Annotated in this window: 23 protein-coding genes, 1 tRNA gene and 1 other RNA gene; 8 read left to right on the top strand and 17 right to left on the bottom strand. The window is 57.9% G+C overall.

Translation table 11 applies throughout. From position 1 onward, the window contains the following. Positions 1–7 precede the first annotated feature (7 nt). The 8 genes from prsR to efp form a co-directional block, all read right to left on the bottom strand. Positions 8–1,384 (bottom strand): PEP-CTERM-box response regulator transcription factor, encoded by a 1,377-nt coding sequence (prsR, locus tag CP97_RS08275; protein WP_048885541.1) that lies wholly within the window; start codon positions 1,382–1,384, stop codon positions 8–10. Continuing rightward, the gene (gene prsK / locus CP97_RS08270) at positions 1,384–3,492 is read right to left on the bottom strand and encodes an XrtA/PEP-CTERM system histidine kinase PrsK (RefSeq protein WP_048885540.1); all 2,109 of its coding nucleotides are present in this window, start codon (positions 3,490–3,492) and stop codon (positions 1,384–1,386) included. Before prsK ends, prsR begins: the two co-directional genes overlap by 1 nt. Next, positions 3,492–4,877 (bottom strand): TIGR03013 family XrtA/PEP-CTERM system glycosyltransferase, encoded by a 1,386-nt coding sequence (locus CP97_RS08265; RefSeq protein ID WP_048885539.1) that lies wholly within the window; start codon positions 4,875–4,877, stop codon positions 3,492–3,494. The genes prsK and CP97_RS08265 overlap by 1 nt, the downstream gene beginning before the upstream one ends. Before the next feature lie 112 nt (positions 4,878–4,989). After that, a complete protein-coding gene (locus tag CP97_RS08260) occupies positions 4,990–5,271 on the bottom strand; it encodes a hypothetical protein (RefSeq protein ID WP_048886861.1) in 282 nt (93 codons plus the stop codon). Between the two features lie 94 nt (positions 5,272–5,365). Continuing rightward, positions 5,366–7,129 (bottom strand): SLC13 family permease, encoded by a 1,764-nt coding sequence (locus CP97_RS08255; protein WP_048885538.1) that lies wholly within the window; start codon positions 7,127–7,129, stop codon positions 5,366–5,368. 107 nt (positions 7,130–7,236) lie between these two features. Beyond that, positions 7,237–7,321, bottom strand: a tRNA-Leu gene (locus CP97_RS08250). A 22-nt stretch (positions 7,322–7,343) separates the two neighbouring features. Then, the gene (locus CP97_RS08245; protein ID WP_048885537.1) at positions 7,344–8,165 is read right to left on the bottom strand and encodes an inositol monophosphatase family protein; all 822 of its coding nucleotides are present in this window, start codon (positions 8,163–8,165) and stop codon (positions 7,344–7,346) included. Positions 8,166–8,171: 6 nt separating this feature from the next. After that, positions 8,172–8,735, bottom strand: coding sequence for an elongation factor P (efp, locus tag CP97_RS08240; RefSeq protein WP_048885536.1), 564 nt, complete (start codon positions 8,733–8,735; stop codon positions 8,172–8,174). 138 nt (positions 8,736–8,873) lie between these two features. On the opposite strand from efp, the gene CP97_RS08235 reads away from it, so the two are divergent. Then, positions 8,874–9,224: a hypothetical protein gene (locus CP97_RS08235; RefSeq protein WP_053106608.1), complete on the top strand. Its 351-nt coding sequence runs from the start codon at positions 8,874–8,876 to the stop codon at positions 9,222–9,224. Here CP97_RS08235 and CP97_RS08230 read toward each other — a convergent pair whose 3' ends face one another. The 5 genes from CP97_RS08230 to CP97_RS08210 form a co-directional block, all read right to left on the bottom strand. Continuing rightward, on the bottom strand, positions 9,225–9,914 hold the full coding sequence (locus tag CP97_RS08230; RefSeq protein ID WP_053106606.1) for a M23 family metallopeptidase: 690 nt from the start codon (positions 9,912–9,914) through the stop codon (positions 9,225–9,227). Further along, positions 9,914–11,224 (bottom strand): L,D-transpeptidase family protein, encoded by a 1,311-nt coding sequence (locus CP97_RS08225; protein ID WP_048885535.1) that lies wholly within the window; start codon positions 11,222–11,224, stop codon positions 9,914–9,916. Before CP97_RS08225 ends, CP97_RS08230 begins: the two co-directional genes overlap by 1 nt. 88 nt (positions 11,225–11,312) lie before the next feature. Further along, complete coding sequence (locus tag CP97_RS08220; protein WP_053106604.1) at positions 11,313–11,885, bottom strand: YdcF family protein; 573 nt, start codon at positions 11,883–11,885, stop codon at positions 11,313–11,315. Next, positions 11,882–12,499 (bottom strand): thiamine phosphate synthase, encoded by a 618-nt coding sequence (thiE, locus tag CP97_RS08215; protein WP_174539162.1) that lies wholly within the window; start codon positions 12,497–12,499, stop codon positions 11,882–11,884. Before thiE ends, CP97_RS08220 begins: the two co-directional genes overlap by 4 nt. 6 nt (positions 12,500–12,505) lie before the next feature. After that, entirely contained in the window at positions 12,506–13,393 is an 888-nt protein-coding gene (locus CP97_RS08210) for a fructose bisphosphate aldolase (RefSeq protein ID WP_048885533.1), read from the bottom strand. 210 nt (positions 13,394–13,603) lie between these two features. On the opposite strand from CP97_RS08210, the gene CP97_RS08205 reads away from it, so the two are divergent. Together CP97_RS08205 and CP97_RS08200 are read left to right on the top strand one after the other, a co-directional pair. Next, the gene (locus CP97_RS08205; protein ID WP_174539161.1) at positions 13,604–14,356 is read left to right on the top strand and encodes a flavodoxin family protein; all 753 of its coding nucleotides are present in this window, start codon (positions 13,604–13,606) and stop codon (positions 14,354–14,356) included. Between the two features lie 44 nt (positions 14,357–14,400). Further along, positions 14,401–14,826, top strand: a complete 426-nt coding sequence (locus CP97_RS08200) for a hypothetical protein (RefSeq protein WP_149036448.1) — start codon at positions 14,401–14,403, stop codon at positions 14,824–14,826. Here CP97_RS08200 and CP97_RS08195 read toward each other — a convergent pair. The 4 genes from CP97_RS08195 to tkt are packed head-to-tail and all read right to left on the bottom strand — an operon-like array spanning position 14,816 to position 19,685. Next, complete coding sequence (locus tag CP97_RS08195; protein WP_048885532.1) at positions 14,816–15,460, bottom strand: 2OG-Fe(II) oxygenase family protein; 645 nt, start codon at positions 15,458–15,460, stop codon at positions 14,816–14,818. The two genes, CP97_RS08200 and CP97_RS08195, sit on opposite strands and share 11 nt — an antisense overlap. A 4-nt stretch (positions 15,461–15,464) precedes the next feature. After that, positions 15,465–16,667, bottom strand: coding sequence for a phosphoglycerate kinase (locus CP97_RS08190; protein WP_048885531.1), 1,203 nt, complete (start codon positions 16,665–16,667; stop codon positions 15,465–15,467). 12 nt (positions 16,668–16,679) lie between these two features. Beyond that, positions 16,680–17,687 carry a type I glyceraldehyde-3-phosphate dehydrogenase gene (gap, locus tag CP97_RS08185; protein WP_048885530.1) on the bottom strand — a complete coding sequence of 336 codons (1,008 nt, stop codon included), beginning with the start codon at positions 17,685–17,687 and terminating at the stop codon, positions 16,680–16,682. Positions 17,688–17,702: 15 nt separating this feature from the next. After that, positions 17,703–19,685 carry a transketolase gene (gene tkt, locus CP97_RS08180; RefSeq protein WP_048886855.1) on the bottom strand — a complete coding sequence of 661 codons (1,983 nt, stop codon included), beginning with the start codon at positions 19,683–19,685 and terminating at the stop codon, positions 17,703–17,705. A 217-nt stretch (positions 19,686–19,902) separates the two neighbouring features. On the opposite strand from tkt, the gene CP97_RS08175 reads away from it, so the two are divergent. The 5 genes from CP97_RS08175 (at position 19,903) to CP97_RS08155 (ending at position 21,500) form a co-directional block, all read left to right on the top strand. Beyond that, the gene (locus tag CP97_RS08175) at positions 19,903–20,085 is read left to right on the top strand and encodes a hypothetical protein (RefSeq protein WP_149036447.1); all 183 of its coding nucleotides are present in this window, start codon (positions 19,903–19,905) and stop codon (positions 20,083–20,085) included. 54 nt (positions 20,086–20,139) lie between these two features. Then, on the top strand, positions 20,140–20,454 hold the full coding sequence (locus CP97_RS08170; protein ID WP_048885528.1) for a cell division protein ZapA: 315 nt from the start codon (positions 20,140–20,142) through the stop codon (positions 20,452–20,454). A gap of 47 nt (positions 20,455–20,501) precedes the next feature. Beyond that, a non-coding RNA gene (ssrS, locus tag CP97_RS08165) (6S RNA) lies at positions 20,502–20,671 on the top strand. A 29-nt stretch (positions 20,672–20,700) separates the two neighbouring features. Beyond that, a complete protein-coding gene (locus CP97_RS08160; RefSeq protein ID WP_048885527.1) occupies positions 20,701–21,285 on the top strand; it encodes a 5-formyltetrahydrofolate cyclo-ligase in 585 nt (194 codons plus the stop codon). Continuing rightward, the gene (locus CP97_RS08155) at positions 21,285–21,500 is read left to right on the top strand and encodes a DUF2842 domain-containing protein (RefSeq protein WP_048885526.1); all 216 of its coding nucleotides are present in this window, start codon (positions 21,285–21,287) and stop codon (positions 21,498–21,500) included. The genes CP97_RS08160 and CP97_RS08155 overlap by 1 nt, the downstream gene beginning before the upstream one ends. The last annotated feature ends 69 nt before the right edge of the window (positions 21,501–21,569 follow it).

The raw sequence follows: 21,569 nt of genomic DNA, 5'->3' as shown, positions 1-21,569 counted from the left end.
GGGCTCATCAAGCATGCAAGTCGTATTGCTTGAGCAAATCATATAGCGTTGGGCGGCTGATGCCGAGCATTTTGGCCGTGCTGGAAATATTGCCTTCGCTTCTAGCCAGCGCGCGGCGGATCACCTTGCGATCCGAAACTTCACGAGCGCTCTTGATGTTGAGCACGTCTTGTGTCTCGTCCTCGTCACCGCCCAGGTCGAGATCGCTTGCGCCAACCAATTTGCCATCCGCCATGATGACTGCGCGCTTCACCCGGTTTTCAAGCTCGCGGACATTGCCCGGCCAGTTCCACCCATCAATCGCCGCCAGCGCATCGGGGGCAAGCCCGGAGATCACGGGATTCATCTCTGCGGCAAATCGTTTGAGGAAAGCCTTGGCCAGCAGTGTCGCATCACCTGGACGTTCAGCCAGCGAAGGAATTTTTACAACCACTTCGGCAAGGCGATAGAACAGGTCTTCGCGAAAATTGCCCGCCGCGATCATGGCTTCGAGGTCCTGATGCGTGGCGCAGACGATGCGCGTGTCGACAGAAATGGCACTGCGCCCGCCAATCCGCTCGATCGTGCGTTCCTGCAGGAATCGCAGAAGCTTCACCTGCAAGGTCAGCGGAATATCGCCGACCTCATCAAGGAAGAGTGTGCCGCCATCGGCCATTTCGATCTTGCCTTCGGTCGTTTTGACCGCGCCGGTGAATGCGCCTTTTTCATGCCCGAACAATTCACTTTCAAGCAGGTTTTCGGGAATCGCAGCGCAATTGATGGCAATAAAATTGCCGTTCTTACGCATGCTGGCATCATGCAATCCGCGTGCGAGCAATTCCTTACCAGTCCCGCTTGCGCCCAGCAGCATGACCGAAACATTGGTGTTGGCAACGCGTTCAATCGTGCGCGCCACCTTCACCATTTCGGGTGCGGAAGTTATCAGACCGCCCAGCACCGTATTGCCATCGCCTGCCTTGGCCGCCAGCGCACGGTTCTCCTCCTCAATGCGATGGAGGTTGAAAGCGCGCCGAACGATCAGGCCAAGCTGTTCGATATCGACAGGTTTCTGGTAAAAATCATAGGCGCCGCGCTCAATCGCGCTCAACGCACTTTCGCGCGCGCCATGGCCCGATGCCACGATAACCTTGGTATCGGGCTTCAATGCCATGATCTCATCGAGCACGGCAAAACCTTCAGTCGTGCCATCGGGATCAGGCGGCAGCCCGAGGTCCAGCGTTACGACAGCAGGCTCCTCTGCACGCAGCGCCGCGATGGCGCTTTCACGGTCGCCTGCGATAACCACTTGGAAATCTTCATAAGCCCATTTGAGCTGTGCCTGCAGACCTTCGTCATCCTCGACGATCAGCAGCTTGGGAAGCGGTTGGGGTTTGCTATCGGCCATTATGCCACCTCTTTCGAATTATCCTGCATCACACGCAGCATGTCGCTCGCCTCGCTAAGCGGAAGTCGCAGCACGAATCGCGTGCCCAGTCCTTCCCGCGATTCGACATCAAGCCGGCCACCCATCGCACGCACCAGTTCACGCGCTTCATAGGCTCCGATGCCAAAGCCTCCTGGCTTGGACGAATGAAACGGCTTGAACAGCTTTGTGCGTATGAAATCCGGCGACATGCCTTCGCCGGAATCGACTATCTCAATCACCGCGCTGCCGGACTCCTTGCGCAGTTCGAGCAGGACGGGCGAATTTTCGTCGCTGACTTCTATGGCGTTCTGCACCAGATGGACCAGCGCCTGTTCCAATGCCTCTGCATCCGCCTTCACGCTGCAAGTGTCATCGGAAATCAGCGTGACTGTGTGGCGATCGGCATATAGGCCGCAGATCTTGCCCAGCAATGCGCCAAGATCAAATTCCTCGCGCTCTTTGCCGCCCATGCTGCCATACCGGCCAAGACGATCCAGAAGAGACTGCAATTTATCGGTCGAGTTGCGCAATGTCAGGATCATGTCGGTACGAAAAGCAGGATTGTCCGCGTGTTTTTCAGCATTGCGGGCAAGCAGGGAAAGCTGGCTGGCTAAATTCTTTATGTCGTGCATGACGAAAGCGATGCGGCGATTGAATTCATCAAAGCGCTGCGCTTCGCCCAAAGCGTCTTGGCTGGTCTGTTCGGCAAGATAGCTTGCCAATTGCCGTCCTACGACGCGCAGCAGGTCAAAATCCTCCCAGTCTAGCTGGCGGGCCATGGGCGGTCTTGCCAGCAGGACAACGCCCACCAGCCGTTCGTAATGCAGCAGCGGGATCAGCGCCCAGCTCGCCTCGTCCGCCAATAGCCAGGCCGGGCACGCATCGGCGGGGATGCCATCCTGCCTTCCGGGGCGCAGGTCATCGAGATCCAGAATGAACTGGCTTTCCTCGAAAAACTGCGCGCCCTTGGCGGAAATCGCTTCACCAGGCACGTCCAGGTCGGGCCATTGCCAGCGCGCAGCGAGAGCCATACCACCCTCCTCTCGCGGAGTGAAAAGCATGCCTGAAGGGCTGTCAGTGATGTCGGCCACGGCCTGCACTGCGCGTTCCAGCAAGGGCGTCGCCTGCGGACCGGCCCGGCCGATCGTATCAGTAAAGCGCAACCATTCCGAACGGTAATCATAACGGTGCTGAAACAGGTTCTTGGACAGGGTGACGCGTAGCCAGCCGCGCAGCCGCTTAGACGGAAGCACCGTCAGCGCAATTGCACTTGCAAGCAGGACGAAGCCAGCCTGCAATATGCGGCCATAATCGCTGCCGATATAGGCAAGGCCCTGCGCCACCACCACCATCACCGCGAGATAGGCACCGATCAGCAGCAAAGAGAAAGACTGGAATGCGAAGCTGCGCGAAGGACTGAAGCGCAATTCGCTCTTGTTGCGGACTACGCCGATGGCCAACAATATGACCGAAACCAGCAGGGCGACCGCGCGAAGATCTTCAAGTAATTCCGGCGTGCCATTATCGAGATAGGCGACGGTGTAGAAGTTGAGATCATAGAGAAACAGCAGCCCAAGCGCGGCGGCTGGCCAGCGCAGGCCAAGCCGGGCCATCTGCGCAGCGCCGACATATAAATTATGCACCAATACCAGCGCACCGATGCACAAAAGCAGGCGAAAGGTGAAAGCGAACTGGAGAATCAGCAGCTGAGCACCAGGTTCCGCATCATATTGCAGGCGTGCTGCGATAAGCGCGAATTGCATCATTTCAACAAAGGCGAGCGCAGCCACAACCGGGCGGATAGGGCCAAGGCTCTTGTCGCGCTTGTCGTAACCGAACAGGCGGTACAGCATCCACAACCATGCGAGATTGCTGGCAACCAGCAGCACGTCCTGGATCACACTCTGGCGGCCAAAGCCTGCTACTGAGAAGGCCCATAAGGCGGCAAATCCAAGCGCGCCGGCACTGGCATTGACTGCCGGCCCCTGCGTGCGCTGGTTGGTGGCAAGCCACAGGCACAAGGCGACCGCCCCCGCGGCTGCGGCAAGATAGGTAAGGTAAAGGGCAAGATCCCAGGCGATTTCCATTAGCGCGCGCCCTCCGGCCACAACACCACGCGCAGCGTCTGCAACATGATCAACAGATCAAGAAAGGGCGTGTAATTCTTGGCGTAATAAAGATCATATTCCAGCTTGTGACGGGAATCCTCGATACTTGCGCCATAAGGATAATTGATCTGCGCCCAGCCGGTGATGCCCGGCTTCACCATGTGGCGTTCTGCATAATAGGGCAGCTTGTCTTCAAGATCGTCCACGAATTGCGGGACTTCGGGCCGTGGACCGACAAAGCTCATATGACCGCGCAGCACCGTCCACACCTGCGGCAATTCATCAATGCGGACCTTGCGGATAAACGCCCCGATGCGCGTTATTCGCGGGTCTTTCTTCTCGGCCCATTTCGCGCCGTCCTTTTCAGCATCGGTGCGCATGGAACGTAGTTTGATAAGTTCAAACGTCTCGCCATAAAGGCCTATGCGCTTTTGTCGGAAAAAGGCCGGACCGTTGCTGTCGAGCTTTATGATTGCCGCAAAAAGCGCGATGATCGGAAAGGTCAGCAGCAGCAGCAGTCCACTCGCCAGAATATCGAACATGCGTTTGGCGATGCTTGAAACGGCACGACCCGAAGAAAAACCGTCAGAGAAGATCAGCCAGCTGGGATTGAGCGTATCGAGATCGACCCGGCCTGTTTCCCGCTCCAGAAAGCTGGAGAATTCATTTACATGGACACCGGCTGTCTTAACCCGCAGCAAATCCTTGAGCGGCAAGGCATTACGGCGTTCCTCCAGCGCAAGAACAACTTCGGTAACGCCCAGATTGGCGACATGGGCGCTAAGATCGACAATGGCCGAACGTGATACCGCCTCTGCCACTTGTGATGCGCCATCCGACATTCCGATATAGCCAACCACCACAAAGCCGCTTTCGGGCCTTGTCGCCAGCAGCTTGAGCCTTTGTGCGCGCGGTCCGGCGCCCAATACCAGCACACGTCTGCGAAAGGCCGATGCGCCAAGAATTCCGCCCACGACCAGACGGTTCAATATGAGCAGCGCAACGGCGATCATCATCGCGTAAAGCAGGATGGAGCGCCAGAAGGTGTGGCCCGGAAGCACGAAATCAATCAGCGCCAGCGCAAGAATGGCAAGGCTTGCGGCCACCAGCAAACGAGCACAGGCAAAGCGCTTGGAACGCAGCGCTTCGGTCCCGTAAACGCCGACAGCAATCATGGCGGTTTGCGTGGTGAATGCGATACCCGTCAGTGCCAGCGCACGGTCTTTAAGGGGCCCGGCCGAAGCGCCAATCTGGCTGACACGCAGATGCCACGCCAGATCGGCCGCGACTAGCAGCAGGGCAAAATCCAATAGACCGAGCAGCAGGACTGCATGCGGTATGTAATGTTTGAAGAGACGGATCATCGCTCCAACCGGCCCAATTCCCGGGTGAATTCCCGGGATTGCGCTCGGTTAACGGAGACAGATGAAATGTCGGTAAACTTTACACCCTTAATCGAAAAAGGGGCTCTGTTCCTTATTCCGAGATGCTGTCAGCAGCATCTTGAGCGGCATCGCCAATCTGGCTTGCTGCTTCGCCGACCTCTCCGGCGGCATCGGTAACGGCTGCATCCTTGGCAACTTCGGCGTCACTCATCTGGGCGAAGATGAATATTGCAGCTGCAGCAAGTACGATCACAATCAGGATCATGACCCATTTGCCACCGCCTGAGGATGGTTCTGCATCGCGTACGACGGTGGTGTGGGTATGCGTATTGCCCGAAGGCGTTTCGGTTTCAGTGATACGTTCTTCAGTCATGGCTTCCTCCAATATTATTGCGGAGATAACTGCCCGTACAATGAGGAGTTCCGTGATGAATGGTTAATACATGCACGAAGAGCGACGCGTATTCCTACATCGAATAGGTCGTAACAAGCAGCACGCTGAGCGTAACGACCATGAGGAGCACCAGCGGCACACCGGTTTTTACATAATCGCCAAACTGGTAATTGCCTTCTGCCATGATGAGCATGTTGGTCTGATAGGCAATTGGCGTCGCGTAACACAGATTGCAGCCAAACAGCACGGCGAGGATCAACGGTTCCTGCGGCAGGCCGAGTTCGGCGCCGATGGCAAAGGCAATGGGGGTGCCGACGGTTGCCGCCGTCGCATTGGAAGCGAAATTCGTCAGTATCGTCACGAACAGCATGATGGCTGCCAGCACGCCCGCAGGCGGCAAATGTTGCAATCCCATCGCCAGCGCCTGCCCCAGCCAGCCAGCTGCGCCGCTCTCCAGCACGAATCGGCCGATCACGATGCTGGCGGCAACCAGCACGATGACCTGGCCCGAAAGCGCTCGACCAACCCTGTCAAACTTCACGCAGCCGGTAAGGAACATCAGGATTGCGCCGCCAAGTGATGCAATGGCAATTGGTAACAAGCCGATAGAGGCAAGGCCGACCGATGCACCCATGATGGTCGCTGCCAGCAGTGCCTTTGAACGGCGAGGCACTTCGCGTGCGCCTTCAAGCTGCAGCAGGCTGTCTGCCTGCGCGAAAGTGGCGAGCGCGGGCGACAGACCCATCACCAACAACACATCGCCTTCGGCAATGCGCATATCGCCATGCACTTCTTGAGGTTCATCGAACCGCAGGGGGCGATCGGGTCTATGAATGCCCAGCACACCTACGCCAAAGCGATCGGCAATGCCTGATGTGGGCAGCGTGCGGTCGATAAGGCGCGAATCCGAGGTGACGACCATCTCCACGACCTGGATATCGCCACCATTCTCCCTCGCTTCGCGCTGGATGGCATCGATGACCCAGCCTGGCGCGATCTGACCTTGAAGAACACGAATCGCATCTTCCAGTGCATCATGCGTGCCCGATACCCGCAATCTCTGACCCGTAGAGAACGGTCCGTTTGGGCGTTCTTCAAAGCGGAATTCTTCAGGTAGCATATCCACCACTTCATCGAAGTGGCGGCCATTGAGATTGCTTGTTGGGGGCACCCGAAGACGCGTGACGAACCACCGCCGCACCACGCCCTTGTCGGGGCTGTTATCCCCCAGCATGCGCGGCATCACCAACCAGATATAGGGCAAGGCAATAAGCGATGCGGCAAGCACGATAGGGGTAAAGTGGAACACACCCATCGGCTGCATGCCGAGATCGACCGCAATCGACACGACGAGAATATTGGTCGAGGTGCCAATGGTGGTGGAAAGCCCGCCCAAGAGCGAGGAGGCGTTCAGCGGCATAAGCGTCTTGGACGCAGGCAGTGCACCGCGCGCGGCCAGCGTCACGAAAATCGGAATGAGCAACACGAGGACAGGCGTATTGTTGACACCCATCGAAAGCACGAGAGCCAGCGCCAGAGAAAGCAGCATGCCCAATTGCAGATTGATTTTGAAGACCCGCTCCAGAAAACGGGCAACAGGGTCAAGCGCGCCAGTTACCACCAGCCCCCTGCCCATCACCATCAGGGCGCAGATCGTGATCAGCGCATAATGGCCAAAACCGGAGAAGGCGAGCACCAGCCCATCTGTAGGCTGGGTATGCGGCATGGGATAAAAATACAGCCCCACCGCGATGATCGCGATGGCCATCAGCGATACGATCTCAATTGAGATTCGGTTGCGTACAAAAAGATAGAATACGACGATAGTCAGAGCCATCGCCGCAATCGCATGGGGAGGGGGAGCTTCTATCACGACTGGATCAGAAACTCCCAAATGCCTGCGTTAAACACAAGCAATTTCACAAATATATTCTGTCACCGCGCTGGTACCTCCGGCCGGACTCGAACCGGCACTTCGTTAGAAACTCGATTTTGAGTCGAGCGCGTCTACCAATTCCGCCACGGAGGCACTGGCGCGTGACAAGTCGCGATTAGCGATCCTTTAGCGTCTCGGCAATCAGCTTGTGAAGCCGAGAATGTAACGGATCATTCCCGGCGATAATTTGTTTGTCGCAAACAGGCTGCGAACGACCGCGGTAATCGGTCACAAAACCGCCCGCCTCGCGCACCAGCAGGCAGCCGGCAGCCGTGTCCCAAGGTGACAGATCGCTTTCCCAAAACCCGTCATACCGGCCAGCAGCCAGCCATGCGAGATCGAGAGAAGCGGCACCAAAGCGGCGGATTCCTGCCACATTGGGGCCAAGTGCGGCAAAAATCTTAGACCATTCGACAAAATCGCCATGCCCCTGATAGGGCGTGCCGGTCGCTACCAGCGCTTCTGCAAGCGAGCGTCGGCCAGAAACCCGCAGCCGGGCATCCTGTAACCAAGCGCCGCGCGATTTTTCGGCCCAGAAGGTTTCGTCGGTGATCGGCTGGTAAACCATCCCGGCCACAACATCGCCCCAGCCGCCGCCAAGCTTTGGCTCCTGCACGGCGATGGAAATGGCGAAATGCGGAATCCCGTGAAGAAAATTGCTCGTCCCGTCGAGCGGGTCGATAATCCAGCGCGGCTGGTCAGGATCGCCTTCGATCGTGCCGCCCTCTTCGAGCAGAAAACCCCATCCGGGACGCGCGACCTTAAGCTCATCCCACAGGATGCGTTCCGCCACCTGATCGGCCTTGGAGACAAAATCGCTCGGCCCCTTGCGGCTAACCTGAAGGTGCTCGACCTCGCCAAAATCGCGACGAAGCCTGCCACCCGCCTTGCGGGCAGCCTTTTCCATCACGCGAATAAGACCCGAAAATGCAGCCATGATCGTTCAGCTGGCCTTCCCGACGTACGATTGTTCGTAAACGTCCACCACGATGCGCGTGCCGGTTCCGATATGCGGCGGCACCATGATGCGCACGCCATTGTCCAGCACGGCAGGCTTATAGCTGGAAGATGCAGTCTGCCCCTTCACCACAGCATCGGCTTCCACGATCTCGGCTTCGATCTGGGTCGGAAGCTGCACGCTGATGGGGCGTTCTTCCCAAAGTTCCAGGCTAACCTGCATACCATCCTGAAGGAACGGGCGCGCATCGCCCAGCAAATCGCTTGGCAGCATGATCTGTTCGTAAGTATCTGAATCCATGAAAACAAGCATGTCGCCATCTTCATAAAGGAACTGATATTCCTTTGTGTCCAGACGCACCTTTTCGACCGTGTCGGCGCTGCGGAAGCGTACGTTGGTCTTGCGGCCATCGATGAGATTTTTCATCTCCACCTGCATATAGGCCCCACCCTTGCCCGGCTGGGTATGCTGGATTTTGGCGACCTTCCAGATGCCGCTTTCATATTCGATGATGTTGCCGGGACGGATGTCTACGCCGCTGATTTTCATGGGAACGCTCGATCATTAGAAACTTCGTGGTTGCGCCGCGCCCTAGCCCTCTACGCTCGATCATACAAGCGGGCCTCGTGCCGCGATTGGCACATTCGGTTCATGACGCACTAACTGAGTCGTGATAGAGGCGGCTGCATGATTAAGGTCTTTCTTGCGATTGCTGCCACTTGCCTCATTCTCCCCGTCCCCGCATCTGCCCAGCAGCAGGTCGGCACAATTGATCGCGGGGAGTATGTGTGTGAGCTTCCGGGTGATGCCGGCGGTGCAGCAGGCATCCACCAGCCCGATGAGGATTTCGAGATTGAAAGCGCTTCGCGCTATTCGTCCCGGCAGGGTAGCGGCACCTATTTGCGAAGAGGCAATCGCCTGACCCTGACCAGCGGACCGCGCAATGGGGATCGCTACGTGATCATCTCGCGCGGCATATTGCGCAAGCTTGCAGATGGCGAAGCCACAAGGCTGCGCTGCATCCGCGAGGTCCGCTAATCACTGCCGTCGACGGGTGAGCAATGGATAGGGATTGACCGAGGTCGAAGGCTCCCACCATTCCGCTTCTTCGGTCGTACGCATCACTTCGAAATGGAGGTGCGGATTTTCCGGATCGGCATTGCCCGATGATCCGACGGTTCCCAGCCTTTGTCCGCGGAGCACCTGCTGCCCCTCGCTCAAGCCGGGCGCATATTGCGCCAGATGCGCATAATAATAGATCGTCTTGCCGTCGGTTGACCGGACATAAACTGTATTGCCGCCCTGATTGGAGCGGAACAATCGCTCTACCTCACCCGGCGCTGCGGCCACAACTGCCACCCCTTCATCGGCCATGATATCTATGGCTTCGTGAAGACGCGTGCCGCTGCCGCGTTCATCTTCGAACGTATCGATGAGATCAGCTGCATTCATACCAAACACCGGAATCATCAGCGTAGCCGCCTCTTCTTCCGAATGGACAGATGCCTGCGCGGAACCATCAGGTGAAAGCGTGCCGGCATCGCCCTCTTCCGCGTCGATAGCGCCGTCTTTAAGAGGATCGGCAGGCGCCTGCTTTTGCAAAGTGCTTTCAATCAATCGCGATTCCTCGCGGTCCATGAACATCGCGCCCGCAATGATCCAGCCCGCCGAAACGACGGTGGCAGTAATCACTGCGACCTGCAGTTTTTCTACAAAAGAAGAAACCATCAGGCCTGGAATATAACCTCTGTGTCGGAATTGACCATGCCTGCAAGACGCGCAGCGTCCCAATTGGTTAACCGGACGCAGCCATGGCTTTGTACGCGTCCGATCGTTTCCGGGGCGCTGGTGCCATGAATGCCGTAATGTTCCTTGGTCAAATCAATCCATACCACGCCCACGGGCCCATTGGGTCCGGGCGGCAATTGTTGTTCTTCCTCGCTATCGGGCACGTCCCAGAACAGTTCGGGTTGATAAGAAAATGGCGGATTATGGGCTGTTCCGTTCACGCTCCAATCGCCCAGCGGGAGCGGGTCGTTTTGCGATCCGGTGGTGACGGTGAACATGGCGACAAGATTGCCGTCCGCGTCAAAACCCTTGAGCCAGCCTTCGCTTTCATCGACGACGACACGCGTGACCTCGGCCTGTTCGCTGCCGACGCCAAGCGACGCCAGCGTCTGCTGCCAACCGCGATCCTGGATTGCACCGGGCTGGATACGATCGGCACCGATATTGGGAACGCGCAATCGTTGTCCGGCAGTAAAATACCCGCTGTCGGAAGAAGAATTCGAAACCGCCGGTTCGCTGGCCGAAGGTGTCGGGCTGACAGTGGAATTATCGCTGACCGAAGACGATGGTGATGGTGATGGCGGTGTTTTCCGTGCCGGTCTGCCATTGGGGTTCAACTCGCGCAGCACGGCAATTGTGGTATGGAAACGTTCCGCAATCTTTTCATCCAGGCTTTCATACCCCATTCGATCCAGCGCAGCCTGATCGGCAGGGGAATCAGGAATCTCGATATAGGCCAGCTCGGCCCAGTTTGCAGGTATGGTTACGACACGCGTGGCCGGAATATTGCTCCATTCCGACAGGGCCTGCTTGGTGGACTCATCCAGATCACCGGTGATTTCGAGGCTATTGGCCTCCTGAAAACCGCGCAGCGCATTGCTGGTGGATTGCCCCATCTTGCCGTCGATCACACCGGGGCCGAAGCCGCGCCGGTCAAGCACGACCTGAGTCTGCATGATCGGACGCTCTTTCGCATCAGCAATCTCGGTCCCGCGCGAAGACGTGCCGTCTTCATTGATGCCTTCGCTATCAGACGACATATTCGCACGATCCCGGCTGGCGGACATATGGCGCTCGTCATCGGATGCCATCTCGTCCGCAAAATTATCTTCGCCTTTTGGCTCATAGCCGAGGTCATAATTGGCATTGGCGCTTTGTGTAGCGGTCGCTTCCGTTGAATTTTCGGCATCCTCTGCCGAGCATGCGACAAGCGGCAGAGCCGCAATGATGGCGAAATATTTGCGTGACATTTCAAGACCCTCGAATTGCAGGCGGTCTACCGCCCTTTGCGATGGTCAACGGGCGACCCGTCACTTGTTTCCGAAGCCAGCTTCGCGCCTATTCGCCGAACAGCCAGAAACGATGCATGAACCATGTCTCACGCAGGAGGAATATCGCCTTCTTGCCGAAGGATCGATAGCGCGTGGTTGGCGTTGCGCTTGGCTGCGCATCGATCCCCAAACTTTCGGCCATTCCCATTGCACGGCGCATGTGCAGCGGGTCCGAGACGATAAGTGCTCTGTCCAGATTGGCATCGCGCATCATCACTTGCGCCTCGACCAGATTATGCATGGTGGTGGTGGAAGTAGTTTCGACCAGGATCGCATCTCGCGGCACGCCCGCTTCCAGCGCCGTAGCACGGGCCGCTTCGCTTTCAGCCAAATCGTCGCCTTCACCCCGTCCGCCTGTGAAGAGCAGGATCGAGACGCGAGCATCCCCGTGCAAATTCACTGCATGGGCGATTCGTTCACGGAAAACCGGCGAAGGAGTATCCCCGTCCACCGCGGCACCCAATACGATTGCCACCTCTGCATGGCTGTCTGGCGTTTCTTCCGGACCCGTTCCGATCCAATAGGCAACAGCGCCGACCCACCCCATCAGGGCAGGTACGATCGCACGCGCGATCTTCACGCCATGACTTTCGCAAACGCCTTTACAGCCGCTACTTCGTCCCCGCCCCACACTGCATGGCTCACCGCGAGAAAATCTGCGCCAGCTTCAATCAACGGGCTGCAATTGTCTGGCGTTAGACCGCCGATTGCAACGCAAGGAATCTCAAACAGACCAGACCACCATTCTAGAGTTTCAAGATCGGGCCGATGCCCGCTCCCCTTGGTTTCGCTGGAGAAGAAGGCTCCGAAGGCAACATAGTCTGCCCCCGCCTCGCCCGCTTCCATCGCAAGATGGCGGCTGGCATGGCACGTCACGCCGATCTGCGCATCGCGGCCAAGTTCTTCACGGGCTTCCCTGATATCCCCATCGCCCTGGCCGAGATGCACGCCATCGGCCTTAAGCCGCTTGGCCAGCGCGATACTGTCATTGACTACAAAGCCAACATCACGGGCGGCGCAGATTTCCTGCAGTGGCGCTGCCAGACGTGCTGCCTCATGCTGATCCACATCCTTGACGCGGAACTGGAATGCCGTTGCCAGCCCCTCCCCAGCGGCCAATGCGCGATCAAGCCGATCAGGAAAGCTTCCGCCCACGTCGAGTGGGGAAATCAGGTAGAGCTGGCATTCAGTCATATGCAGTCAGGAGCTGGAAGCTGCGCAAATGGAATCAATCGCCTTGCCCAATGTCGCGTCGAATTCCGCATCGCTCTGGTCAGCGCGTAGATCCTGCAGAAGACCGCGGCTGAAGCTGGCAATCATTCCGTGGTTCTTTTCCAGTTTTGCACAGGCTTCCTCCGTCGAATAGCCGCCCGAAAGCGCAACGACGCGCAACACCTTGGGGTGATCGATCAAATCCTTGTACAGATTTGCCGTTACCGGGATCGAAAGCTTGAGCATGATCTGACGGCCATCAGGCAAAGCATCGAGATGCTTGACGATTTCCGACTTCAGGATTTCCTCACCCTTGGCACGATCCTCGGCCGTGATGTCATATTCAGGCTCCAGCATGGGCATCAGGCCAGCATCGATAATCTGATTGCCCACTTCAAACTGTTGCGCGACGATTGCGGCGATCCCGGCCGGGTTGGCGCTTTTGATGACTGAACGCATTTTGGTGCCGAACATGCCATTCGCCACGGATTTTTCGAGCAGCGCGGGCAGCTTGTCGAGCGGCTTCATCAATTGTACGCCATCGGCTTCATCTGCGAGGCCCTGATCGACCTTGATGAACGGCACCACGCCGCGATCTTTCAGTGCATCGGCGGTGGGTTTGCCATCCACCTTGCTGTCCATCGTCCTTTCGAACAGAATCGCACCGATCACCTTGCCATTGGCAAAGCTTGGCGCAGTGATCACGCGGCTGCGCATCTCGTGAATCTTGCCAAACATTTCTTCATCGCCGGACCATTCATCATCCAAAACACCGTATCCGCGCAATGCCTTGGGCGTGGAGCCGCCCGATTGGTCGAGCGCGGCGATAAAGCCTTTCCCCGATGCGATTCTGGCGGTCATGTCGGCGGTGTTCATGCAATGCTCCTGATCCTGGTGGATTTCCTGCCGAAGCTCCTATTGCGCCATTGCTTTGATGGCAACCGGGACCGATTCGGTAGGGGCTTTGTTGAACAGAGACAAGCGCACGAAAAGACGCACCAAGCTTGGTGCGCAAGAACAGGCGGAGCCGTGCAGGAAAGCCACTTATTCACGGCCCCGCACATGAACGAAGGAGCCTTCATCAGCATGAGCGACGCACAAAGACTGGTTCGCACCGGAAGCGATATCGATTTTTCGGACCTGAAAGCAGTCATTTTCAACGCGACGCTCAAACATCCTGATGAGCCATCGCACACTGACACGCTGCTGGACGTGGTGGCAAAAATCTTTGCCACCCAAAATGTTGGCGTCAAACGTCACCGCCTGTCCGCCTATGATCTGCCTCCCGGCGTGTATTCTGACATGACCGAGCATGGCTGGAAAAAGGATGACTGGCCAAAACTCTCCCCCGATGTTTTCGAAGCCGATATCGTCATCCTGGGCACGCCGATCTGGCTCGGCGAAAAAAGCTCCATCGCGCAGGCTTTTATCGAAAAGCTCTATGCCCATTCAGGCGAGACGAATGACAAGGGCCAATATGCCTTTTACGGAAAGGTTGGCGGTTGCGTGATCACGGGGAATGAAGATGGCATCAAGCATGTTGCCATGGGCGTGCTCTATTCGATGAGCCATGTCGGCCTGACAATCCCGCCACAGGCTGATTGCGGCTGGATCGGCGAAGCAGGCCCCGGCGCATCCTATGGCGACACACAAGAGGACGGCAACCGCACCGGTTTCGACAATACATTCACCCAGCGCAACACCACCTTCATGGCGTTTAACTTGTTGCACGCCGCACGCATGCTGAAGGACAATGGCGGTTATCCCGCCGTGGGCAATGTCCGGAAAGAATGGGACGATGGCTGCAAGCCGGGCTGGCCCAATCCAGAACACCGTTGATCCATGTTCAGCACGAAGAAAGTACAAAGGACAATAATTCGCCCATGACATCGGGATACTCGATCCTTGGCAAAGCTGCGGCCGCCCTCGTCTTCTTCGGGCTTGCAGGCTGTATCGCCACGGCGGATGCTCCCGTCGAGGGAAGCGAAAGCGCTTTGCCTGAAGGCAGCGCGGTGGCGCTCGGCCAGCCGGTGATGATAGGCGAGCTTGTTTTGACGCCGATGCGCGTGACACAGGATTCGCGCTGCCCGATCAATGCGCGCTGCACACATGCAGGCACGATCATTGTGGAAACGCGGATTAACGGTTCAGGTTGGCGCGAAACAGTCTCGCTTTTGCTTGCTAACCCATTACGATTGAGGGGATATTCACTTTCGCTCGTGTCGGTCGAACCGGGACAAGTGGCAGGTGCAGGACCGATTGATCCCGCACGGTACCGCTTTACCTTCGAAGGCCAGTCTATCCCTTAGACGGTTTTATGGCAGCAATCAGATTGATCGCGATTGAAATGCGCGTGCCCCCGCCTGTGAAAGGGCGCACCGCATGTTGCAGCCAGCTGGGAAACAGTACGATCATGCCAGTTTGTGGCCGGATGGAAATTTCACTCGGCTGGGGCAGTCCATCGGCGCCCCGCAATCTGAGATCGGGCGCGGACATGCGAATCATCGGCATGCGCGGATCGAGCAATTGCAATTCTCCGCCAAGCGTCAGATCATCATTGCCCGCATATCCATCATCGACATAAGCGACAGCCGACCAAAAGCTGCCCGGATGGGTGTGATACTGGTTGGCATGCCCCTTGTGCGAGACATTGGCCCACATTTCCGGCACCCAGCCGAACCGGCTTTCATCCGACGATTTTACGTCCACAGTTTGGCTATCGGCCATGCCCATCGCCTTGAACGCCAGCGCGCGCGCCACTTCGCCACCCCATTCGAGCATTTGCGTGTTTGAGTGCCAGCCGCCGATATTGGAAATTGAAACGCCTGCAGTATCGCGCGCACGCTCTGTCTCAATCAGTTCGCGCAGGAGATTGATGCCCGACTGCGATTGCAGACGGTCTATGACGAAGGGGGTAGAGAAAAGCTGTCGGACATCGCTCACAGTGTCAGGCTTCCAGCGCGGTAACGCCGGGAAGGTCCTTCCCTTCCATCCATTCGAGGAAAGCGCCGCCTGCTGCCGAAATATAGGTGAGATCATCGGCAACGCCCGCATGGGCCATCGCAGCAACGGTATCGCCGCCGCCTGCCACCGAGATAAGCGAGCCATCCTGTGTCAGCGCAGCCGCCGTGAGCGCCAGTGCCACGGTCGCTTCGTCAAACGGAGGGATTTCAAACGCGCCCAGCGGGCCATTCCAAACCAGCGTGGCGCAGGTCTTCAACACATCGCCCAGCGCCTCTGTCGCCTGCGGCCCGATGTCGAGGATCATCTCGTCCGCGGCCACTTCGTGCACATTGCAGGTGCGCACACTTGCCGGATTGGCAGCAAATTCCTTTGCCACCACCACGTCATACGGCAGATGGACAGTGCAGCCCGCTTCGTCTGCGGCGGCAAGAATATCCTTCACTGTATCGGTCAGATCGTGTTCGCACAGGCTTTTGCCGACATCGACGCCATTGGCGGCGAGGAAGGTATTGGCCATGCCGCCACCGATGATGAGGTGCTGCACCTTGCGGGAAAGGTTTTCCAGCACCGCAAGCTTGGTGGAAACCTTGGCCCCGCCGACCACGGCTGCGACTGGCGGCCTGGGCGTGCCGAGAGCCGTATCCAGTGCCTTCAGTTCAGCCTCCATCGCGCGCCCGGCATAAGCGGGCAGCAAACGCGCCAGCCCTTCCGTGCTGGCATGTGCGCGGTGCGCAGCGGAGAAAGCATCGTTCACATAAATGTCGGCATTTGCAGCGATGCTCTTGGCAAATTCGGGGTCGTTCGCTTCTTCACCGGGCCAAAAACGGGTGTTTTCCAGAATGCCGATATTGCCGTCGCCAAGAATGTCGATGGATTGTTCGACCACCGGCCCCGCGACTTCGGAAATGAACATGATTTCACGGCCCGTGACCCGTTCGACATCGCCCTGCACCATGGACAGTGACATGGTCGAATGGCGTTCACCCTTGGGCCGCCCGAAATGCGCCAGCAGCAAGACCTTGGCCCCGCGATCGGCAAGTTCGAGGATCGTCGGGGCGACCGCCTTCACCCTTGTAAGATCGGACGCGCGACCATCCTTCATCGGCAGGTTGAGATCGACCCGCACCAGAACGCGCTTGCCGGAAAGATCCTGCGAAAGATCATCGAGTGACTTGAACGCGGCCATGCTCACAATCTCCTAGAGGAACTTCGCCATCGCCCCGGCGGTGTCGATCATCCGGTTGGAGAAGCCCCATTCATTATCATACCAGCTGACCACGCGGGCAAGCTTGCCTTCCAGCACGGCGGTTTCCAGTGAATCCACGGTGGAACTGGCCGGGTGATGATTGAAATCAGAGCTCACAAGAGGCTTGTCGGTGAAGTCGAGCACACCCTTCATCGCCCCATCCGCAGCAGCTTTCAGCGCAGCGTTCAGTTCCTCTGCAGTGGTATCGCGCTTGGGCGTGAACGCCAGATCGATAAGGCTGACATTGGGAGTCGGCACGCGGACTGATGACCCATCCAGCTTGCCGGCCAGATCAGGCAGCACAAGGCCAACAGCGCGGGCAGCACCCGTAGTGGTAGGGATCATGTTTTGTGCCCCGCCACGCGCCCGGCGCATATCCGAATGCATCTGATCGAGCATGCGCTGATCATTGGTATAGCTGTGGATCGTGGTCATGAAACCGCGCTCTATGCCCACCGCGTCATTAAGCACCTTGGCCACCGGTGCCAGGCAGTTGGTGGTGCAGCTGGCGTTGGAAACGATCAAATCATCGGCCGTCAGCACATCATGGTTCACACCATAAACGATGGTTGCTGACACATTCTTGGCAGGCGCGGAAATCAGCACGCGCTTGGCCCCTGCATCAAGATGTGGCTTGGCGGCCTCATGGCTCTGGAAGAAGCCCGTGCATTCAAGGACGATATCGATACCCATGGATGCATGCGGGAGGTTGGCAGGATCACGTTCGCTGGTGACTGCAATACGCTTGCCGTTCACGACCAGCGCATCGCCATCCACATCCACCGTGCCGGGGAAGCGGCCATGCGTGCTATCGAAACCGAATAGCAGGGCATTGGCATCGGTATCGGCAAGATCGTTGATCGCCACCAGTTCGAGATCATGGTCGTCCCGTTCAAGGATTGCCCGTGCGACAAGCCTTCCGATGCGTCCGAAACCGTTGATGGATACCTTTGTCGCCATGAGAGAAACTCCTGCTTAACCGTTGATTTTCTGAATGATCTTTGGAACGATTGCCTCTGCCGTGAGGCCGAATTTTTCGAACAATGCGGGTGCCGGGGCCGATGCGCCGAAACGGTCGATGCCAAATTGCATGCCATCTGTCCCCGAATAGCGCTCCCAGCCATAGGTGGTGCCTGCTTCAATTGTCACCTTGAATACGTCTGCAGGCAGCATGTCGGCGCGATAGGCCGCGTCCTGTTCATCGAACAATTCGGTACATACCATAGAGACGACATCGGCGCCGATGCCCTGCTTCTCCAGCTTTTCTGCACAATCGAGCGCCAGCGACACTTCCGAACCAGTGGCCACCAGTACAACCGCGCGCTTGCTGCCTGCGCGCTTCAGGCGATAAGCGCCCTTTTCGCACATGCCTATCTCGTCAGGCGAATTGCGCACCTGTGGCAAGCCCTGGCGGCTGAGCGCGAGGACGGTTGGGCGATCCTTCTGCTGCAAAGCGATGTTCCAGCATTCGGCTGTTTCCACCCGGTCCGCTGGACGCATGACGAGCACATTGGGCATCGCGCGGAGCGACTGCAAATGTTCGATCGGCTGATGCGTTGGGCCATCCTCGCCCAGCCCGATTGAATCATGCGTCATCACATAGATCACACGCGCCTGTTGCAATGCCGACAGGCGGATTGCGCCACGAGCATAATCGGAGAAGATCAGGAAGGTGCCGCCATAAGGAATAATGCCGCCATGCAGCGCCATGCCATTCATTGCGGCTGACATGCCAAATTCACGAATGCCGTAATAGGCATAGCGCCCGCCGTAATTCTCGGCAGTGAAAGGCTCTGTCGCGGCGGTCTTGGTGTTGTTGGAACCTGTCAGATCGGCGCTGCCTCCGAACATTTCCGGGATATGCGGGGTGAGCACTTCGAGCGTCTTTTCACTGGCCGCGCGCGTGGCCAGCTTTTCCGGCGATTCGAGCCATTTGCGCAAGGTGCGGCCAGCCTTCTCTCCATAAGGAAGTTCGCCTGACATGCGGCGTTCAAATTCTGCCTTGTGCGAAGACCCGTCGCGGCGCGTCACCCAATCGGCATGCGCCTTGCCGCCGCGTTCGCCAGTGGCCCGCCAATCGGCCAGCACATCCTCAGGAATGACGAAGGGATCATGAGGCCAGCCCAATTCCTTGCGGGCGGCAGCGATTTCGTCCTCACCCAGCGGCGCCCCGTGGATCTTGCTCGTGCCGCTCTTGGTGGGTGCGCCCTTGCCGATTACTGTTGTGCATCGCACCAGCGTGGGCTTGCCGGTTTCGGCCACGGCTTCATCCAGCGCACGGCGAATATCGGCTTCGTCGTGCCCATCACAGCTGACAACATGCCAGCCAGTGGCTTCATAACGTGCGGGGATATTTTCTGAGGAGGACAGTGAAATTGCGCCGTCGATGGTGATGTTGTTATCGTCCCAAAGAACGACGAGCCGGCCCAGCTTCAGATGGCCCGCAAGGCCGATTGCTTCGTGGTTGATGCCTTCCATCAGACACCCGTCCCCCGCAACAACCCAAGTGCGGTGATCGACCAGATCATCTCCGAATTCGGCGTTGAGATGCCGCTCTGCCATGGCCATGCCAACTGCCATTGCCAGTCCTTGCCCCAGCGGGCCGGTGGTGGCCTCTACCGCGTCGAGCAGGAAGTTCTCCGGATGACCCGCGCATGGGCTGCTTAACTGGCGAAAGTTCCTGATGTCATCCAGCGTTGGCGCTGCATAGCCTGACAGGTGCAGCAGCGAATAGATCAGCATGGAGCCATGCCCGGCACTAAGCACGAAACGGTCACGATCTGCCCAGTCAGGCGCGGCAGGATCGAATTTGAGGTAATCGGACCACAGCACCGTTGCCACATCGGCCATGCCCATAGGCATGCCGGGATGCCCCGAATTGGCCGCCTGCACTGCATCCATCGACAGCGCGCGGATGGCATTTGCCATGTTGGAAAAACGGGTGGGATCGTCGCTCATTGCATGCTCCATGCGCTGCCGCGCCCGGAGGGCAGCGATTCGGTTGAGCGCTGTGTGGTGGTGGGCGCTCCCAAGGTCAAGCGGAGGACCCAAACTCACCTCGTCCATCGCGATGAAACGGGTGAGTATTATTCACAGCTTCGCGTGACATCGCTTTGCCGCAGCGTAATATTAGTTTAATCTGCGCACCATGGACGCTGATCGCATTGTGAGCCGGGTGAACCGTGCATTAGCCCGGATTGACGGAGCGGCTGGCCGGATTGAGGCCGCTGCTGAAAAGGCGCGTCTGGCAGATCGGGACAAGAATACCGGCCTCGAACAACGCTACGCCTCCCTCCAACGCGAAGCGGCAGAGGCGCTTCAACAGCTCGATCTGGTCATCGAAACACTCGAAAAATGAACATGCAGCCATGAATTGCCGATTCACTAGCCTTTACCTGGCAGATATAATCCGATGAGCAATGTGACTCTCGATATTGCCGGACGCAATTATACTATCGCCTGCGCGCCCGGGGAAGAACAGCATATCGAGATGCTGGGCAATTCGATCGGTAAGAAGCTGACACAGATGGATAATCTTTCCAGCCAGTCGCACGAACGCATCCTGCTTTATGCGTCACTGCTGCTGGCCGACGAGCTGCACGAGGCGCAAAATGCTCCCGTTGCACCGCCCGCTCCGCCACCCATGGATGAAACCGCAGCGCTGACGCTGGAAGCAATGGCAGACAGGCTGGAAAATCTTGCCAGCAAGCTCGAAACCATCAGCTAGGCGAATCAGACTTGTGGGAGGGTGCACGGCATCCTAAATAGAAGCTGGCGGGACTGCCCGGCACGAGCCGTTCGAACATCCCTGAGGCTATAAGCAATCCTAGGGAGTTGTCCCTGTCCAGTCTGCCCGGTTTGTCCGGGGGGCCGGTGCATACGACGCCCACCTGACGTTTTCGCGTCAGAGGATTTCCCGGAAAACGACCCATGGTGGTTCCGCCACTGCCATCTTCCGGCTAGCGAAAGATCCATGTCGGACCAAACCAAGCAAAAAGCAGACCTTCGCAAATCTCTTCGCCTTGCGCGCAGGGAACATGCAGCCAGCCTTCCACCCGAAGTCAGCGCGCTGGTGTTTCGCCGCCCGCCCGGCCCTGTGCTGGATATGATACCCGATGGCGCGACCATCGGCCTGTATCATGCAAACGACGGCGAAGCGCCGGCGGGAGGCTATGCTCGCTATTTCGTGGAGGCAGGCCATGCCATCGCCCTTCCCCGCGTGACATCACGTCAGGATGAAATGCAGTTCCACTTACACTCGGACCCTTTTGGCGACACTGATCTTGAAGAAGGGTCGATGGGAATGATGCAACCTGCCCCTGATGCGCAAGCTCTCACGCCCGACGTGCTGTTCGTGCCACTGCTGGGCTTTACCGATGCAGGGGGCAGGATTGGCCAGGGCGGCGGACATTATGACCGCTGGCTGGCAAAGCATCCCGATACCACGACGATTGGCCTTGCCTGGGACGTGCAGCGCGTTGATGAGTTACCGCTGGAGAATCACGATATGCCGTTGACCGCCATTATCACCCCAACCCGCATATATGGACCATTCTGATGCGCACTGAACCCACTTGGAGAATCCCTGTCGGCGTCCTTGGACTGTGCGCCGGGCTGATTGTCTATGCAGTGATTATCGCGCGTTATCTGCCTGACCTGATAGGCGGCTGGCCCGCGCTGGTGCAGATGGTGATCTATCTGATTTTGGGGCTGGTATGGTTACTGCCGCTGCGCCGTTTCCTGATCTGGATGGAAACCGGTCGCTGGGGCTGAAAGCCCGCGCGTGTGATTGCGCAAACGCCCTGCCTGCAAAGGCAAAGTGTCAGCGATACAAGAAAATTC

Origin of the sequence: Aurantiacibacter atlanticus (genome assembly GCF_001077815.2) — a bacterium.
GTDB lineage: Bacteria > Pseudomonadota > Alphaproteobacteria > Sphingomonadales > Sphingomonadaceae > Alteraurantiacibacter > Alteraurantiacibacter atlanticus.
Note: the sequence above shows the minus strand (reverse complement) of the source record. Positions and strands in the feature narration are given on the sequence as shown.

Coding starts and splice junctions, on each gene's coding strand:
- CP97_RS08170 (WP_048885528.1), top strand. CDS start 20,140: ATGAGCAATGTGACTCTCGATATTGCCGGACGCAATTATACTATCGCC.
- tkt (WP_048886855.1), bottom strand. CDS start 19,685: ATGAGCGACGATCCCACCCGTTTTTCCAACATGGCAAATGCCATCCGC.
- CP97_RS08260 (WP_048886861.1), bottom strand. CDS start 5,271: ATGACTGAAGAACGTATCACTGAAACCGAAACGCCTTCGGGCAATACG.
- CP97_RS08225 (WP_048885535.1), bottom strand. CDS start 11,224: ATGTCACGCAAATATTTCGCCATCATTGCGGCTCTGCCGCTTGTCGCA.
- CP97_RS08235 (WP_053106608.1), top strand. CDS start 8,874: ATGATTAAGGTCTTTCTTGCGATTGCTGCCACTTGCCTCATTCTCCCC.
- CP97_RS08200 (WP_149036448.1), top strand. CDS start 14,401: ATGACATCGGGATACTCGATCCTTGGCAAAGCTGCGGCCGCCCTCGTC.
- CP97_RS08190 (WP_048885531.1), bottom strand. CDS start 16,667: ATGGCCGCGTTCAAGTCACTCGATGATCTTTCGCAGGATCTTTCCGGC.
- CP97_RS08155 (WP_048885526.1), top strand. CDS start 21,285: ATGCGCACTGAACCCACTTGGAGAATCCCTGTCGGCGTCCTTGGACTG.
- CP97_RS08205 (WP_174539161.1), top strand. CDS start 13,604: ATGAGCGACGCACAAAGACTGGTTCGCACCGGAAGCGATATCGATTTT.
- CP97_RS08245 (WP_048885537.1), bottom strand. CDS start 8,165: ATGGCTGCATTTTCGGGTCTTATTCGCGTGATGGAAAAGGCTGCCCGC.
- CP97_RS08265 (WP_048885539.1), bottom strand. CDS start 4,877: ATGATCCGTCTCTTCAAACATTACATACCGCATGCAGTCCTGCTGCTC.
- prsK (WP_048885540.1), bottom strand. CDS start 3,492: ATGGAAATCGCCTGGGATCTTGCCCTTTACCTTACCTATCTTGCCGCA.
- gap (WP_048885530.1), bottom strand. CDS start 17,687: ATGGCGACAAAGGTATCCATCAACGGTTTCGGACGCATCGGAAGGCTT.
- efp (WP_048885536.1), bottom strand. CDS start 8,735: ATGAAAATCAGCGGCGTAGACATCCGTCCCGGCAACATCATCGAATAT.
- CP97_RS08210 (WP_048885533.1), bottom strand. CDS start 13,393: ATGAACACCGCCGACATGACCGCCAGAATCGCATCGGGGAAAGGCTTT.
- CP97_RS08230 (WP_053106606.1), bottom strand. CDS start 9,914: ATGGTTTCTTCTTTTGTAGAAAAACTGCAGGTCGCAGTGATTACTGCC.
- thiE (WP_174539162.1), bottom strand. CDS start 12,499: ATGACTGAATGCCAGCTCTACCTGATTTCCCCACTCGACGTGGGCGGA.
- CP97_RS08160 (WP_048885527.1), top strand. CDS start 20,701: ATGTCGGACCAAACCAAGCAAAAAGCAGACCTTCGCAAATCTCTTCGC.
- prsR (WP_048885541.1), bottom strand. CDS start 1,384: ATGGCCGATAGCAAACCCCAACCGCTTCCCAAGCTGCTGATCGTCGAG.
- CP97_RS08255 (WP_048885538.1), bottom strand. CDS start 7,129: ATGGCTCTGACTATCGTCGTATTCTATCTTTTTGTACGCAACCGAATC.